The organism is Pseudarthrobacter sp. CC12 (assembly GCF_039907755.1).
GTDB lineage: Bacteria > Actinomycetota > Actinomycetes > Actinomycetales > Micrococcaceae > Arthrobacter > Arthrobacter niigatensis.
In genome coordinates this window covers 193,442-207,998 of record NZ_JARDJH010000001.1, presented here as the reverse complement: position 1 = coordinate 207,998, position 14,557 = coordinate 193,442, and the positions used below count along the sequence as shown (strand labels likewise).

At 66.2% G+C, this 14,557-nt stretch carries 15 protein-coding genes; 9 read left to right on the top strand and 6 right to left on the bottom strand.

Translation table 11 applies throughout. The features are described 5' to 3' along the window. The first annotated feature begins 14 nt into the window (after window positions 1-14). Both PV772_RS00965 and PV772_RS00960 read left to right on the top strand, forming a co-directional pair. A complete protein-coding gene (locus tag PV772_RS00965; protein ID WP_347885093.1) occupies window positions 15-698 on the top strand; it encodes an N-acetylmannosamine-6-phosphate 2-epimerase in 684 nt (227 codons plus the stop codon). After that, entirely contained in the window at window positions 695-1,906 is a 1,212-nt protein-coding gene (locus PV772_RS00960) for an amidohydrolase family protein (RefSeq protein WP_347885092.1), read from the top strand. The genes PV772_RS00965 and PV772_RS00960 overlap by 4 nt, the downstream gene beginning before the upstream one ends. Window positions 1,907-1,932: 26 nt before the next feature. On the opposite strand, the gene PV772_RS00955 is transcribed toward PV772_RS00960, so the two are convergent. The 3 genes from PV772_RS00955 to PV772_RS00945 all read right to left on the bottom strand — a co-directional run bounded on the left by PV772_RS00955 (window position 1,933) and on the right by PV772_RS00945 (window position 4,302). Next, window positions 1,933-2,457, bottom strand: coding sequence for a YbhB/YbcL family Raf kinase inhibitor-like protein (locus tag PV772_RS00955; RefSeq protein WP_347885091.1), 525 nt, complete (start codon window positions 2,455-2,457; stop codon window positions 1,933-1,935). Between the two features lie 230 nt (window positions 2,458-2,687). Continuing rightward, complete coding sequence (locus PV772_RS00950) at window positions 2,688-3,455, bottom strand: glucosamine-6-phosphate deaminase (protein WP_347885090.1); 768 nt, start codon at window positions 3,453-3,455, stop codon at window positions 2,688-2,690. A 115-nt stretch (window positions 3,456-3,570) separates the two neighbouring features. Next, window positions 3,571-4,302, bottom strand: coding sequence for an FCD domain-containing protein (locus tag PV772_RS00945; protein WP_141159220.1), 732 nt, complete (start codon window positions 4,300-4,302; stop codon window positions 3,571-3,573). Between the two features lie 260 nt (window positions 4,303-4,562). Here PV772_RS00945 and PV772_RS00940 point away from each other — a divergent pair, with 260 nt between their 5' ends. Next, the gene (locus PV772_RS00940) at window positions 4,563-5,039 is read left to right on the top strand and encodes an ATP-binding protein (protein ID WP_141182546.1); all 477 of its coding nucleotides are present in this window, start codon (window positions 4,563-4,565) and stop codon (window positions 5,037-5,039) included. Between the two features lie 103 nt (window positions 5,040-5,142). Here PV772_RS00940 and PV772_RS00935 read toward each other — a convergent pair whose 3' ends face one another. Then, a complete protein-coding gene (locus tag PV772_RS00935; protein ID WP_347885089.1) occupies window positions 5,143-5,754 on the bottom strand; it encodes an NADPH-dependent FMN reductase in 612 nt (203 codons plus the stop codon). Window positions 5,755-6,065: 311 nt separating this feature from the next. Between PV772_RS00935 and PV772_RS00930 the strand changes: the two genes are divergently transcribed. Both PV772_RS00930 and PV772_RS00925 read left to right on the top strand, forming a co-directional pair. Next, entirely contained in the window at window positions 6,066-8,708 is a 2,643-nt protein-coding gene (locus PV772_RS00930; protein ID WP_347885088.1) for a Tat pathway signal sequence domain protein, read from the top strand. 176 nt (window positions 8,709-8,884) lie between these two features. Continuing rightward, a complete protein-coding gene (locus tag PV772_RS00925) occupies window positions 8,885-9,853 on the top strand; it encodes an SRPBCC family protein (RefSeq protein WP_141159216.1) in 969 nt (322 codons plus the stop codon). Between the two features lie 78 nt (window positions 9,854-9,931). Here PV772_RS00925 and PV772_RS00920 read toward each other — a convergent pair whose 3' ends face one another. Continuing rightward, entirely contained in the window at window positions 9,932-10,402 is a 471-nt protein-coding gene (locus PV772_RS00920) for an Lrp/AsnC family transcriptional regulator (protein WP_246839836.1), read from the bottom strand. Between the two features lie 92 nt (window positions 10,403-10,494). Between PV772_RS00920 and hisC the strand changes: the two genes are divergently transcribed. The 3 genes from hisC (at window position 10,495) to PV772_RS00905 (ending at window position 13,007) form a co-directional block, all read left to right on the top strand. Next, the gene (hisC, locus tag PV772_RS00915) at window positions 10,495-11,598 is read left to right on the top strand and encodes a histidinol-phosphate transaminase (RefSeq protein WP_347885087.1); all 1,104 of its coding nucleotides are present in this window, start codon (window positions 10,495-10,497) and stop codon (window positions 11,596-11,598) included. A gap of 107 nt (window positions 11,599-11,705) precedes the next feature. Beyond that, entirely contained in the window at window positions 11,706-12,284 is a 579-nt protein-coding gene (locus PV772_RS00910) for a YitT family protein (RefSeq protein WP_347885171.1), read from the top strand. Between the two features lie 81 nt (window positions 12,285-12,365). After that, on the top strand, window positions 12,366-13,007 hold the full coding sequence (locus PV772_RS00905; protein ID WP_347885086.1) for an NAD(P)-binding domain-containing protein: 642 nt from the start codon (window positions 12,366-12,368) through the stop codon (window positions 13,005-13,007). Between the two features lie 90 nt (window positions 13,008-13,097). Here PV772_RS00905 and PV772_RS00900 read toward each other — a convergent pair whose 3' ends face one another. Beyond that, window positions 13,098-14,006, bottom strand: a complete 909-nt coding sequence (locus PV772_RS00900) for a hypothetical protein (RefSeq protein WP_347885085.1) — start codon at window positions 14,004-14,006, stop codon at window positions 13,098-13,100. A gap of 158 nt (window positions 14,007-14,164) precedes the next feature. Here PV772_RS00900 and PV772_RS00895 point away from each other — a divergent pair, with 158 nt between their 5' ends. Continuing rightward, window positions 14,165-14,518, top strand: coding sequence for a hypothetical protein (locus PV772_RS00895; protein ID WP_141159211.1), 354 nt, complete (start codon window positions 14,165-14,167; stop codon window positions 14,516-14,518). Window positions 14,519-14,557 lie beyond the last annotated feature (39 nt).

Here is a 14,557-nt window from a genome sequence, read left to right as displayed (position 1 = left end):
CAGAGGAACCCGTTATGCTCCTGACCCCCGAAGCCCTCGAATCCCTGCGCGGACGGCTCATCGTGTCCTGCCAGGCGTATCCGGGTGAGCCGATGCGTGATCCCCGGACCACAGCGCAGGTGGCCGCTTCAGCAGTGGTTGGCGGCGCAGCGGCAGTCCGGGTGCAAGGCCTCGCCGATGTGCAACACACCCGCTCCGCCGTCGAGGTGCCGCTCATCGGGCTCTGGAAGGACGGGCACGACGGCGTGTTCATCACCCCAACGCTCCGGCACGCCCTGGCGGTGGCCAACTCCGGGGCCCATGTAGTGGCAATCGATGGAACCCGCCGGGACCGGCCGGACGGCCTTACCCTGGCGCAGACGGTAGCCGGGATCCATGCAGAATCCCACGCCCTTGTCATGGCCGACTGCGGCTCGTTCCAGGACGCAGCTGCCGCCGTCGAGGTCGGGGCCAACCTGGTGGGCACGACGCTGGCCGGGTACACCGGCGAGCGGCCCAAAACCTCCGGCCCGGACCTGGACCTGCTGGAGGAGATCGCCGCGGCCGGCTTTGGTGTCCCCCTGATTGCCGAGGGCCGCATCCACTCCCCCGCCCAGGCCCGGCTGGCTTTGGACGCCGGCGCTTTCGCCGTGGTGGTGGGAACGGCGATCACCCACCCCGCCACCATTGCCGGCTGGTTTGTGGACGCGCTGGCATGACGGCTCCTGACGGGCTGCTGCTCACCGGAACGCTCCTGACGGATGGCACCACCGTGCCGGACGCCGCCGTCGCGGTTGTAAACGGACGGATCGCTTACGCGGGTCCGCGGACCGGACTTGCCACTGCGTCGCTGCCATCGTTGCCTGAACGTGCGCTGCCTTCCGGGAACATGATCCTCCCGGGACTGATCGATCTGCACTGCCACGGAGCGGCCGGCGGGGACTTCCCCGGCGGTGAACTCGATGCCGCCCGTGCTGCCGCAGAATTCCTCCACCGGAGCGGCACCACCACGCTGCTGGCAAGCCTGGTCACGGCCTCCCGGGAGGACCTGTTGCGGGGCGCGGCAACGCTGCGCGTCCTCGCCGAGGAGGGCATCGTCGCCGGGATCCACGCCGAAGGCCCTTTCCTGTCGCACGCCCGTTGTGGGGCCCAGGACCCACGCTTCCTGCTTGAGCCCAACCTCGGATTGCTTGATGAACTGGTCGGGGCGGCCGGCGGGCACTTGCGCACCATGACGTACGCGCCGGAACTGGCTGGGGCAGCCGACCTTGTGCAGGCCCTCGTGGCGCACGGCGTTGTTCCGTCGCTGGGGCACACGGACGCAGATGCGCGAACGACGGCTGACTCGCTCACCCTGGCCGCCGGGCTGATGGCTGCAGGCGGCGGCACAGGCGCGCGGCCCACGGTCACGCATCTGTTCAACGGCATGCCTCCGCTGCACCACCGGAGCCCCGGCCCGGTGGCGGCGTGCCTCCGCCTTGCCGCAGCCGGCAGCGTGGCGGTGGAGTTGGTGGCAGATGCGGTGCACCTGGACCCGGAGACTGTCGGCATGGTGTTCGCCCTGGTGGGCGCTCGCAACGTGGTCCTGGTGACCGATTCCATGGCCGCCACCGGGCTGCCGGACGGCGACTACGACCTCGGACCTGCAGCCGTCCGGGTCACCGGCGGCGAGGCGCGGCTCCGCGGCAACGGCTCCCTGGCCGGCGGAACCGCAACCCTGCTGGACGTAGTACGCCGGACCATCGCCGCAGGCGTGGACGCGGCAGGGGCTGTTCTGTCCGCTACCGCCGTGCCTGCCCGGATCCTGGGACTTTCAGATGAAGTGGGCAGTCTCCGTACCGGGCTGCGCGCCGACGTCGTAGTGGTCGATGCCGGCTTCAATCCCGCGCTGGTTGTTCGTCGCGGAAAAGTCCTGGCGCCACAGTGAGTCTTCGAGGAAATTGCTGCGGCGTTTTACGGCACCTCGAATGTGGCGGTAAGCCGGGCCCGTCCTATCGCATGGCTGAAAAGCTGGAAGCCCAGGTAGGCGGGGCTTGCATCGGCAGGGATGTCGAGTTCGTCCACATCCACTGCGTGGACCACGACGTGGTAGTGGTGGGGACCGTGCCCCGCAGGCGGAGCCGCGCCGACAAATCCCGGGAAACCGGCATCGTTCGCCAGTTGCACCGCTGGCTTGGGCAGGCCGTCCTCGGCGGCACCCGAAGGAAGCGATGTGGTGGACGCAGGCAGGTTGAAGGCTGCCCAATGCCAAAACCCACTGCCAGTGGGAGCGTCCGGGTCCAGAACCGTCACGGCAAAACTCTTTGTCTCCGGCGGGAAGCCCTCCCAGGACAGTTGTGGAGACCTGTCTTCTCCGCCGTCGATTCCCATCTTCCCGCTAGCCTGGGCAACGGGAAACGGCTGCCCGTCCTGGATGTCGGTGCTGGTCAAGGAGAACTCGGGAAGCTGGGGAAGGGCGGCGTACGGATCGTGCGACATCTCTTTGGTACCTTTCCTAGACAACGGGATTCGAATTACCGGCAAACACGATGGAAACAGGTTTACTGGTGCACACTCTAACGCCGGTTTCGGTGGATAAGCCGAAATAATCAAGTGGAAACCGGTTCAGCCCAGAACGCATGCCGGCTGTGTGGCCGGGTCCGGTACCTCCACCTGGATGTCCCGGCACACCAGGGGCCCAGAACAGCGTAAACAGTGCAGGCGGAACGTCAGACGCTGATGGCGGGGCCGGCCACGCGCACTGTAACACCGGCCTTTTCGGGCGCAAGCTGCGAGGCTGCTGATTCGTCTGCCACCACGGTGACATGCGGATGGCGCTGCAGGACTGACGCCGGGCACTCAGCGGATACAGGACCACTCAGTGCCTCGGCCAGGATCGCTGCCTTGTCCTGCCCGTGGACCACCAGGAGAAGGTGCCTGGCTTCCATGATGGTCCCCAGGCCCTGGGTGATGCACCGCTCAGGGACCTCCGACAGGGAACCAAAGTAGCGGGCGTTGGCCTCCCGGGTACGGGCGGCCAACGTCTCGACACGGGTACGGGAGTCGAGCGCTGACCCCGGCTCGTTGAAGGCGATATGTCCGTTGTGGCCAATGCCCAGCAACTGCAGGTCGATGCCGCCGGCGGCACGGATTGAAGTGTCGTACTCGACAGCTGCGCGCTCAGGGTCCTCCGCACCGCCGACAGGCACCCGCACGTGCCCGGGGTCCAGGCCCAGGCGTTCGGTGACCTCACGACGGACAACCTCGCCGTAGCTTTCCGGATGCCCGGCCGGCAGCCCCACGTATTCGTCAAGGGCAAAGGCCCTCACGCGCGACAAATCGAGCCGGTGGCCGGCGAGGGCTGCGTAGACAGGCAGCGGGGAGCCTCCTGTGGCAACACCGAGGACCGCGTCCGGCTTGCTGCGGACGACAGCGGCAATGATCCCGGCAGCGACAGCACCAATGGCGGCGGCATCAGGGACGACGAAGATTTCCAAGGCGGGGCCTCTTTCTGGGGGTTGGACTGCAGCAGGGCATGCAGCGGCCGGGCCGGGACGGGCCAGCCCTTCATGGACATAGTGGTGGTGGCCGAAACGCCACCTCACGTGGCCGTTAGGCGGATGCCACGTCCTTGAGCTTTTGGCGGATACCGTCAAAGTGTCGCTGGAGCCGCTCGGCAGCGAGGGCTTTGTCCCTGCTGGCAACGGATTCGTAGATATCCCAATGGATACGGACCTGCTCATCAAGGTTGACCGGCCCATGGCCCAGGGCTTCATGGATCTGCCGGTATACCTGCCAAAACACGTCCATGAGGTTAATGAGGAGTTCGTTGTTCAGCGGCGCGTAGAGCTTGCGGTGGAATTCCGCATCATGCTCAGCCAAGGGCTCACCCTTCGCGGCAGCCTCCTGCATGGCCTCCATCGTCCGCCGGAGATCGGACAGGTGCTCTTCCGTCAGCAAATCGATGGCGGAGCCGATCAGACCGGACTCGAGCGCCTGGCGTACATCGATCAGCTCCATGGCTTCTTCGCCCTTGTGCCGAAGGGACAGCCGGCCGCGGAATGTCAGTCCCGACACCAGGGCGCTGAAGTTGTTCGGGGCAACGAACATGCCAAAGCCATGGCGGATTTCAATGACACCAAGGGCCTGGAGGACTTTGAGGGACTCCCGGACGGTGTTTCGTCCCACGCCGAGTTCGCCGGACAGCTCGCTCTCTGTAGGGAGGGCGTCCCCGACGTCCAGCCCGCGCTCAAGAATGAGCTCCATGATTCTGTTCTGGAGGGCGTGGGAGCGGATTTGCGCGCTGAATCTTGCGGGGGGAACCGCTGCTGATGCTACTGTCACGTCATCTCCTTCGACCGCGCCCGGCGGCGGCCTCTCGTCTGGGTTCAGTGTACAGGAGATGGGACGTCCTTCATCCGGTAGTTGGTAATGAATCTTCAGGGGTCGGGTCGCAGTCCCTGGGCGCGCTGCTTCATCCTTTGGACACCGGCGCCCCCACCGCGCAGAATTGATGCGATCTTGAGGCAAACCTTGCCATCCCTAGACGTTGCAGGTCCACGCTGGAGCAAAGAGACCAACCAGCTTGTGGGGAGCAGGAAGTCATGGCAAGCAGAGCAGCACTGGACACCGACGTCACAACCGTGGGAGGCGTGCTGACCGACCAGCAGCCCCTCGACTTCCACACGCTGGGGCTCGCCGGCTGCATTGACCGGCTGACGGCACCCCTGCGGCAGCGCGGAACCGTGGTCCACTGGGATACTCCGCACTGGGGCATTGAGATCCCGGCAGGCTCCGCATCCCTCCTGTACCAGTCCGCCCGGGAAGCCCTCAGCAACGCCTTCAAGTACTCCGCGGCGCACACGCTGACCATTCAGCTGGCGGCCGTTGACCATGGCATCAGGCTGGTGGTGGCCGACGACGGCACAGGCTTCGACAGCAGCCTCGCCACGTGCGGGCGGCACCACGGTTATGGCCTGCGGCTGATGGCCGTGGCCGTGCAGGAGGCCGGTGGCGCGGTGGACATCAGCGCCTCACCCGGGAGGGGCACCAGCGTGACGGTCACGTTGCCGCTGGACTGACCCGAAGGTTCCAAACCGCAGGCGCGAAGGACGGCCCTGCCCATAGACCCGGAGGCCCGCCGTTGCTGGGACGGCGGGCCTCCGTATGTCCAGGGAGAGGAACCTAGCGGGAGAGTTTTTCCGCGTCCGGCTCCAGGTCGCCAATATGGCCCGGCGCGTTGGCAGCGAGGACCCTTGCCACGAATGCCGCATATTCGTCCATGAAGTGGCTCAGGAACTTCGCGGTCGCTTCATCCTTGACCTCACCGTCGGCGCCAAAGACATCAGGCTTGTAGCTGATGTAGGCCTCCGGGGAATTCAACTGCGGGGCGTCCAGGAAGCTCAGGACGCTGCGCATGGAGGACTGCATCACGGCCGTGCCGATGCTGCCCGGCGAAGCGCCGATGATACCCGTGGGCTTGCGCGCGAATGAGTTGGTGCCCCAGGGCCGGGAACCCCAGTCGATGGCGTTCTTCAGTGCGCCGGGAATGGACCGGTTGTACTCGGGCGAGACGAACAGGATCCCGTCCGCAGCCTCAATGGCTTCCTTAAGGGCGCGGCCCTCGGGCGGAAAGTCGGCGTCGTAGTCATAGCTGTACAGCGGGAGGTCCTTGATGGGGATCTCGGTGAATTCCAATTCCGCGGGCGCGAGCTTGATCAAGGCATTGGCCAGGACCCGGTTGATGGAACCGCTCGCCAAGCTGCCTACGAAATATCCGATCTTGTACGTTGCCATGAGTGATCCTTTCCAACAGCCGGTCCGTCCCGGCTGGCTGAGTGTGGCTGGAAATGTGCCGGCCCCGCACCGGACGGGAACGGCGGTTGGTGCTCACTGCTTCATCAGTCCAGCACATACAGGAGGCCCCGGCCAGAGGGCGCACGTTGCCCTTGAGGCTCAACGGCGCTGGGGATGCCCCGACAAGCCAAACCACCCCGTCCGCGACACCCCCAAACCGTGGACCGCCCCTTGCGGGGATAAATCTCACCTACTAATTTGAAACGTATCAGAAAGCGTTTTCAGTGCATGTGGCAACGGAATTGGATGACATGACGGACAACGTCCTTATCAGGTGGATTGACGGACAAGCCCCCACGGAAATCAGCGGCGGGACCACGTGGGGCATGCCATTCCCCCGCGGCTCGGTCCAGGGAACAGAGGCGCTGGCGGTGACGGATGCTGCGGGCACCCCCGTGCCCAGCCAGGCGTGGCCACTGGCCACCTGGCCTGACGGATCGCTGAAGTGGGCCGGCGTCGCTCTTCCCGCGACGGGATCGCCGTCGGACACCTACAACGTGACGGCCGACGCCGGCACAGCCAGCGCGGCCGGCCAGCCGCCGTCGCACGGCAGCTCAGTCACCGTCACCGAAAGTGCCGACGCCCTCACCATAGACACGGGTGCACTGCAGATGGTGATCGACCGCGTCGGCCCGTCCCTGTTCCGCAGCCTCTCCCGCCACGGTGAACCTGTTGCCCGGGACGCCCGGCTGGTCAGCTTCCTGCAGGACGGCGTGCCCGAAGGCGCCGGGACTGCCAGCCGCGACGCCTTCACCGGCGAGGTCACCGCCGTCGTCCTTGAACAAAGCGGACCCGTGCGCGCCGTGGTGCGGCTGGAAGGGCGGCACCGCCAGGACGGCGCCGGAGGCAAAGGGCGCAGCTGGCTGCCCTTCGTGGTGCGCTTCTACTTCTACGCCAACGCCCGCAGCGTGCGCATGGTGCATTCCTTTATCTGGGACGGCGACGCCGGGCGGGACTTCCTGGCCGGACTTGGGGTGCGCTTCACCGTGCCGCTGGAGGCCGAACTGCACAACCGGCACATCCGCATCGCGGGAGCCGACGGCGGGTTCCTCACCGAGGCGGTCCGCGGCCTGACCGGGCTCCGCCGGGACCCGGGCGCTGACGTACGCGGCGCCCAGGTTGCCGGACGCACCACTCCCCCGGCGGAGACGTGGAACCCTGAGGTTTCCCGCCGGCTGCACCTGATCCCCGCCTGGGGCGACTACACGCTCAGCCAACTCAGCGCCGACGGCTTTGAGCTCCGCAAGCGCACGGCAGCCGGCCATGGCTGGGTGGGAATTTCCGGCGGCACCCGCGCCGCCGGATTCTGCTCGCTCAGCGATACCCGCGGCGGGCTGGGAGTAGGGATCAAGGACTTCTGGCAATCCCACCCGGGCCAGCTGGACATCCGGGGAGCGGCCGGCAGCGAAGCCTCCCTGACGGCTTGGCTGTTCTCCCCAGAGGCCCAGCCCATGGACCTGCGGTTCTACCACGACGGCATGGGCCAGGAGACGTTTGGGGAGCAACTCGAGGGCCTCGAAATCACCTACGAGGACTACGAGCCGGGCTTCGGAAATCCCACCGGCATCGCCCGCACCCATGAGTTGACGCTGTTCGCCTACGAGGCCACGCCGTCAACGGAGAGCCTGGCCGCGGACGCGGCAGCCGCCTCCACCCCCGCCCTGCTGCAGGCCACCCCGGAATACCTGCATTCTGCCGGAATCTTCGGCGACTGGTCCCCGGTGGACCGGAGCACCCCGGCCCGCGCCCGCCTCGAGGACCGCCTGGACTTCCTGTTCGATTTCTACGCCGGGCAGGTGGAGCAGCGCCGCTGGTACGGGTTCTGGAACTTCGGCGACGTCATGCACACCTACGACCTTGACCGGCACGTGTGGCGGTACGACGTGGGCGGCTACGCCTGGGACAACTCCGAGCTCTCGCCGGACCTCTGGCTCTGGTACTCCTACCTGCGCTCCGGCCGGGCGGACATCTTCCGCTTCGCCGAGGCCATGACCCGGCACACCGGCGAGGTGGACGTCTACCACCTGGGCCCGTGGAAAGGCTTGGGTTCCCGGCACAACGTGCAGCACTGGGGCTGCAGCGCCAAGCAGCTGCGCATCAGCACGCCCGCCTACCGCCGCTTCTACTACTACCTGACGGCTGACGAGCGCACCGGCGACCTGCTGTCTGAACTGGTGGACAGCGACCAGAACTTCCTGGGCCTCGACCCGGTCCGGAAAGTCCGCCCCGACGCCGCAACCTACCGGCCCAACAGGGGCGCGTTGGGCGTGGGCCTCGGGACTGACTGGGGCTCGCTTGCTGCAACATGGCTCACGGACTGGGAACGCACCGGCAACCCGCGCTCACGGGACCGGCTCCTGGGCACCATGGCGGACATCGGCGCGCTCAAGTACGGGTTCCTCACCGGCGAAGCGCTGTACGACCTGGACAGGGGCAGGTTCGACACAGGCCGGGAGCAGATTTCGGTGTCACACCTCAGCGCGGTGTTCGGGCTGGTGGAGATCTGCAGTGAGCTGGTGGACCTGGTGGATGATCCGGCGTTTGAACGCGCCTGGCTGCAGTACTGCCGGCTGTTCCTTGCCAGCAAGGAGGAGCAGGTGGAGGCCGTGGGCCAGGCGCTGGAGGGCATCTACCTCACCCAGGCGCACAGCCGCCTTACCGCCTACGCTGCCGCACGGCTGCAGGATGCCGGGCTGGCGGCCCAGGCGTGGGAACACTTTGCCGGGGGCGGCGAGCACCTGAACCACGGGGCGGCGTTCTCGCTGCGGAAAATGGAGCCGCCCTTCGTCCTGCTGCCGGTTGATGAAGCGCCCACGGTCTCGACTAATGACGCGGCGCAGTTCGGTCTCGCCGTCATCCAGAACCTGGCGCTGGCGGGCCGGCACCTGGACTGACACTCATGCGTTGCACAAAACCTCGACGGCGGCACCTGGCGGGTGCCGTCGTCGTCCGTTTCCCCTCACGCCCACGTTGGACTCTGGAAACATCCGCGATCAAAAGGTATGTTACTAAGCATGCTGATGATTCTTCCCGAGTCATTGGTTTCCGGTAGCAAAGCGAAGGAGACGTTATGAGCACGAAGGTGGAAAAACGCATTCTGGTGAACGTACCGGTGAGCACCGCTTATAACCAGTGGACCCAGTTCGAGGAATTCCCGCACTTCATGGGCGGCGTCAAGAGCGTGACCCAGCTCAGTGACGACCGGCTGGAATGGGTGGCCGAGATCGGCGGCGTCCGCAGGCAATGGGAAGCCAAAATCCTGGAGCAGATCCCGGATCGGCGTGTGGCCTGGGCCGCCACCGAAGGCGCAACGAACGCCGGTGCCGTGGACTTCGAGGATGTCGGAGGCGGCCAGACCTCGCTCCGGCTGACCCTCGAATACGAGCCCGAAGGCATCGTCGAGAAGGTGGGCGACAAACTGAACGTCGTTGACCGCCAGGCCGAATCCGACCTGCAGAAGTTCAAGGCATTCATCGAAGACGAAGGCTATGCCAGCGGCGCGTGGCGCGGTTCCGTCAACGCCGGAACCACTGTGGGCACGCCCGGTGTTGAACACGCAGGCGCTTCCCGCGGCGATTCCGGCAAGGCCGGAATCTCGGGCAAGGTTGCGGCCGGCGTAGGCATCGCAGCGGCAGCAGGCGCAGCAGCGGCGATGGCTGCCGGCAGCAACAAGGACGACGCCGAAACGCGCGACGTCACGGTCACGCAGACCACGCCCGCGGTCCCGGCAGAACCGGTGGTTCCCGCAGAGCCGCTCACCACCGGCGCCACCACCGGCAGCGCCTACCCGGGCACGGGGACAACGGACACCACAACGGCAGGCACGACGTCGGGGGCCGGCTCCTCCGGTTCCGTCGCCGATCTGGGTGATGACAGGATCGGGCACGCCTTTGACCAGACCAATGGCCTGGTGGACACCACTGGCGAGTCCGACGAGACGGCTGCCGGCGAGAACCTGAGCGCTGGCGAAAGGCGCGGGGACGACCGCAACGCCGACGGGGGCCTCCCGCCTGTGGGTGGCAACCTCGGCGGCCACTGACCCGGCCCCACCCAAGAACCAGCGCCGCCCGCCTTCCTCCCAAGGCGGGCGGCGCTTCCGCGCCTTCGGGTAGGTCTACTACTTTTGGGCTGCCGCTTGGAGCAGCGGCACGGTGCGGGTGGGCATGACTTCCACTAGGGACATGGCCGTACTGGTACGGACCACGCCGTCAATCGCCAGCATCGCGTTGGTGATCCTGTGCAGGTCGGCGGGGTCCCTTGCGGCCACCTTGGCGAGCAGGTCCGCATCCCCGGTGGTGGCGTGCATCTCGATGATCTCGGGGATCGTCTGAAGCGCCGACACGGCAAGGTCGCTGGAGGACTGGCTGATGGAGATCGAGATAAAGGCGATGAGCGGCAGGCCAAGGGCCTCGGTCCGGACCCGCTGGCTGAAGGGCGCCAGGCTGCCGTCGTTGACCAACCGTCGGAGCCGGGCGTGCACGGTATTGCGGGCCACGCCCAGCGTCCGGGAGAGGGACAGGACGGTAGCCTGCGGGTCCCGGTCGAGTGTGAGGAGGATCTCTGCGTCCAGGGCATCAATAAGGTGCATATTGAGCATTTTGCCATCTGGCTGACCTCCAACCACAGGATCTGTCCTGTGGGATCCTGCCCTGTTGCGCAGACGTCCTGAAATCGCTGATCATGCTGTCCATGACCAGCACCCTTCCCGAAGCCACGGCACCGACGGTCCGCGCCGCCGTCGCCCATCTGCCCGCCTACGTGGCAGGCAGGAGCGCCCAGTCGGCCCTGACCGCCGCCCTGGCCTCGAACGAAAGCCACTTCACCCCCCTGCCCTCCGTCGTCGACGCGATTGCTGCGGAGGCCGGCAGGATCCACCGGTACCCGAGCATGGGCGCGGTGGAGGCGCGGGAAGCGATCGCCGCGCACTTCGGCGTCAATGCTGACGAGGTTGCCGCCGGACCGGGAAGCTCCGGGGTGCTGCAGCAGGTCATCTCGGCAGTCTGCGGACACGGCGACGAGGTGGTGTTCGCCTGGCGCTCGTTCGAGGCCTATCCCATCCTGGTGGCGGTGGCCGGCGCCGTATCGGTCCCCGTCCCGCTGCTGGCGGACGAACACCACGACCTTCCCGCCATGGCTGACGCCATCACTGAGCGCACCCGGCTGGTCATCCTGTGCTCGCCAAACAACCCTACCGGCGTGTCCATCAGCCCGGAGGCGCTGGAGGCATTCCTCCAGGCCGTTCCGCCACGTGTGCTGGTGGTCCTGGACGAGGCCTACATCGAGTTCCAGCGCGGCAACGGCATCGACTCCCTGGACTTTTACCGCCGCTACCCCAACCTGTGCATCCTGCGCACCTTCTCCAAGGCATACGGGCTGGCAGGCCTACGGATCGGCTACGCCATCGCCCGGCCGGAAATCGCCGAAGGCCTTCGGCGCACGGCCGTCCCCTTTGGCGTCAACAGGATGGCCCAGGTCGCCGCGGTGGCGTCGCTCGCTGCGGAGGACGAGGTTCTTGAGCGCACCGAGGCGGTGGCCCAGGAACGGACCCGCATGATCGGAGCCCTTCGCGGCCACGGCTGGGACGTCCCGGACAGCCAGGCCAACTTCTACTGGCTGCGCGCTTCCGACGGGCTGCGCGGGCAACTCCTCGACGCCTTGGCCCAGGCAGACATCCTGGCCCGCGGCTACGCTGCCGACGGCGTCCGGATCACACTGGCAGACAAGCCAACCAATGACCGTGTGCTTGCCGTCCTGGCGGACCGCGGAAAGTTTGCGGCCCAGTGAGCACCTCCACGGAAACACGCGCTGACGCAACCACCGCTGCCCCGGCCACGCACCCTGAAGAGCCGACGGCGGGAGGTTCCGTTCCGCCGTCGGCCGTCCGCCATTCGGTGGTTGAGGACGTCCTGGGCATCCTGACCGGCACCTTCGCCGCATCGCTGGGGCTGTTCCTCCTCAAGTCGAGCGGGGCCGTCACCGGCGGAACCGCGGGCTTGGCCCTGCTGGTCAGCTACTCGGTTGCACTTCCGTTTGGTGTGGTCTTCTTTGCCGTGAACCTACCATTCTTCGCGCTGGCCGTCTGGAAGAAAGGCTGGAACTTCGCGCTCCGCACGGGCGCCGCGATCACGCTGGTGTCCCTGATGGCCAGCGTGCACCCCGCCGCCTTTGGGTCCATGGACCTCGACCCGGTGTATGGGGTGCTGGGCGGAAACCTGCTGGCTGGAGTCGGCCTCCTGATCCTCTTCCGGCACCAGTCAAGCCTGGGCGGTTTCAGCATCCTGGCGCTGCTCCTGCAGGACAAGTTGAACTGGCGTGCAGGATACGTGCAGATGGTCCTGGATGTGGCCATCGTCCTGGCTTCGCTGGTCCTCGTTGCACCATTGGTGGTGCTGCTGTCCGCTGCCGGCGCCACCCTGCTCAACCTCGTCCTCGCCCTCAACCACCGGCCCGGGCGCTACACGGGCAACTAGGCACCGGAAAGCAGGCACCGGCCCCTTTTATTCCCAAAAGCCGGCTGAAATATCCGCCCGGGGACCGGTGTTGGCGCCACTATGACAACAATCGGAATCATCGGTGCAGGACATATTGGAAGCCAGGTTGCACGGAAGGCCGTGGAGCAGGGCTACGACGTAGTCATCAGCAACTCCCGCGGGCCGGAAACCCTCCAGGACCTCGTGGCTGAGCTCGGCCCCAGAGCCAAGGCGGCAACGCCGGCTGAAGCGGCCGCCGCGGGCGACTTCGCCGTGGTCACGGTGCCGCTGAAGAATTACAAGGACGTCCCTGTGGAACCGCTGGCCGGCAAGATCGTGATCGACACGAACAACTACTACTGGGAGCGGGACGGCAGGATCCCCGCCCTGGACACCGGCGAAGCCACCACGTCCGGGATGCTGCAGGAGCACCTCCCACAGTCGAAGGTGGCCAAAGGTTTCAACCACATCATGGCCAAGGACATCACCACTGATGGCTCACCCGCCGGCAGCGAAAACCGGCGCGCCCTGGCCACCGCGAGCGACTACCCGGAAGCTGCCGAACTGGTGACGCGCCTGTACGACGAATTCGGATTCGACACTGTCAATGTGGGCCCGCTCTCCGAAAGCTGGCGCGTGGAACGTGACCGTCCTGCGTACGTGAAGCGGCAGAATGCCGTTGAGCTGAAGGACAACCTGGAAAAGGCTACGCGGACCATCTGACCCGTCAATCCGAAGGTTATCGATACGGGACTGGCCGGCAGTTGCAACTGCCAGCCAGTCCCTTGTCCCTGTGCTGCTTCCGGCCTACTTTCAGGCAGGAACCAGCACCACTTCGAACGGGCTGGCCGGCCGGTTGAACTGGGCGTTCACAGCGGCCACGGTATCGTCGAACTTGGCCACAGTCGTCGGAATGTCGAACGCCCCGGACTTGATCGTGTTCCTCTCATCGGCGGAGGACAAATCGCTGGAAAGATCCAAGCGCTTGATCTGGTTCAGCTGGTTCTGGACGGCCCAGACGTTATCGCCCTCCACCAGGATGCCGTCCACGAACGGAACATCGGCACCTTTTATGACGGCGCTCCTGCCGTTTTTCGGATTGACGGTATACAACGCCCCATTGCTGGTGTGCGCCACAATGAGGGTCTGGCCATCCTCAGTGGACGCAATGCCGTTTAGGTTGAATCCGGGTTGGAGGTCCGCTGCCGGCCCGCTCAGTTTCAGGGTCTTCACCTTGCCCAGCTCCCCGTGCTCCCCCACCGGCAGGAAGTAGAGTTCGGCTGCGGCAGAGTTGGTGAACCAGGCGCCGTCGCCGGTCAGTGTGACGTCGTTGATGAATCCCTTTGCCAGGTCGAAATCGGCAACGGGCTTGCCGCTCCGGGTGTTGTAGACGAATGCCTTGCCGGTGCCGCCGCCCGCCACAAACAGCAGGTCGTGGCAGGTATCAGCCTTCAGGCCCGCGGCGGCCCGCCCCGCAGGGGCATGGATGAATCGGGTGGCGGTACCCTTGCGGAGGTCACCGCGGAAGATGTCTCCGGTGGTCAACTCCCCGGCGTAGAAAGTCTGGCCCTCCCCTGCCGCGATGCCTTCTGCGGAGGTGGCGCCGTCGAGCACTATTTCCCCTCCTGGCGGCGCTGCGGACGCCGGAAGGGCTGTGGGGAGAAACAGCGAAAACAGGGCGGCAAGGCCCACGGCCGCGTGGCGGCGCAGTGTCTGGCGCATGCTGGTTTCCTTAGTCTGGAATGATGCGCGCGGGGCCCCATCTGCGGAAGCTCCGCACGATTGGTACTGCCATTCTAGGCGCGCGGATTGGGCATGCGAAGGCGCCGGGCTACCCAATCTGCTTACAATCGAACCCTCTGACCACTACCGAGGGACCCATGAAGAAATTCGCCACAGCCCTGTTTGCCGCCGGCCTCATTGCTTCCGCTACGGCCTGCACCGCCACACACCAACTGACCACCGCTGAGACCTGCGAGCGGATCCAGGCCGTTGTGTCGAACCCCGCCAACAACGCCGGCAAGACGGGCATGAACAACCTCGCCAACCAGATCCGCCCCATCCACGCGGTTGCCTCGGACGACCTCAAGCCTGCACTGGGCCAGATCCTGGCGTACACGGATGAACAGGCCAAGGAGAACCCGGACAAGGACAAGCTGGCCGATCTCCAGTCGGGCTACCAGGAAGCCGGCACCACCTACAGCAAGTTCTGCGGCCAGGGCGGCGCCCAGTAGCCTGCTGACCCAGCCCGGGCGCCGCGTCGGCCGCCTGGG

Coding starts and splice junctions, on each gene's coding strand:
- PV772_RS00965 (WP_347885093.1), top strand. CDS start 15: ATGCTCCTGACCCCCGAAGCCCTCGAATCCCTGCGCGGACGGCTCATC.
- PV772_RS00960 (WP_347885092.1), top strand. CDS start 695: ATGACGGCTCCTGACGGGCTGCTGCTCACCGGAACGCTCCTGACGGAT.
- PV772_RS00955 (WP_347885091.1), bottom strand. CDS start 2,457: ATGTCGCACGATCCGTACGCCGCCCTTCCCCAGCTTCCCGAGTTCTCC.
- PV772_RS00940 (WP_141182546.1), top strand. CDS start 4,563: ATGGCAAGCAGAGCAGCACTGGACACCGACGTCACAACCGTGGGAGGC.
- PV772_RS00935 (WP_347885089.1), bottom strand. CDS start 5,754: ATGGCAACGTACAAGATCGGATATTTCGTAGGCAGCTTGGCGAGCGGT.
- PV772_RS00930 (WP_347885088.1), top strand. CDS start 6,066: ATGACGGACAACGTCCTTATCAGGTGGATTGACGGACAAGCCCCCACG.
- PV772_RS00925 (WP_141159216.1), top strand. CDS start 8,885: ATGAGCACGAAGGTGGAAAAACGCATTCTGGTGAACGTACCGGTGAGC.
- PV772_RS00920 (WP_246839836.1), bottom strand. CDS start 10,402: ATGCACCTTATTGATGCCCTGGACGCAGAGATCCTCCTCACACTCGAC.
- hisC (WP_347885087.1), top strand. CDS start 10,495: ATGCTGTCCATGACCAGCACCCTTCCCGAAGCCACGGCACCGACGGTC.
- PV772_RS00905 (WP_347885086.1), top strand. CDS start 12,366: ATGACAACAATCGGAATCATCGGTGCAGGACATATTGGAAGCCAGGTT.
- PV772_RS00900 (WP_347885085.1), bottom strand. CDS start 14,006: ATGCGCCAGACACTGCGCCGCCACGCGGCCGTGGGCCTTGCCGCCCTG.
- PV772_RS00895 (WP_141159211.1), top strand. CDS start 14,165: ATGAAGAAATTCGCCACAGCCCTGTTTGCCGCCGGCCTCATTGCTTCC.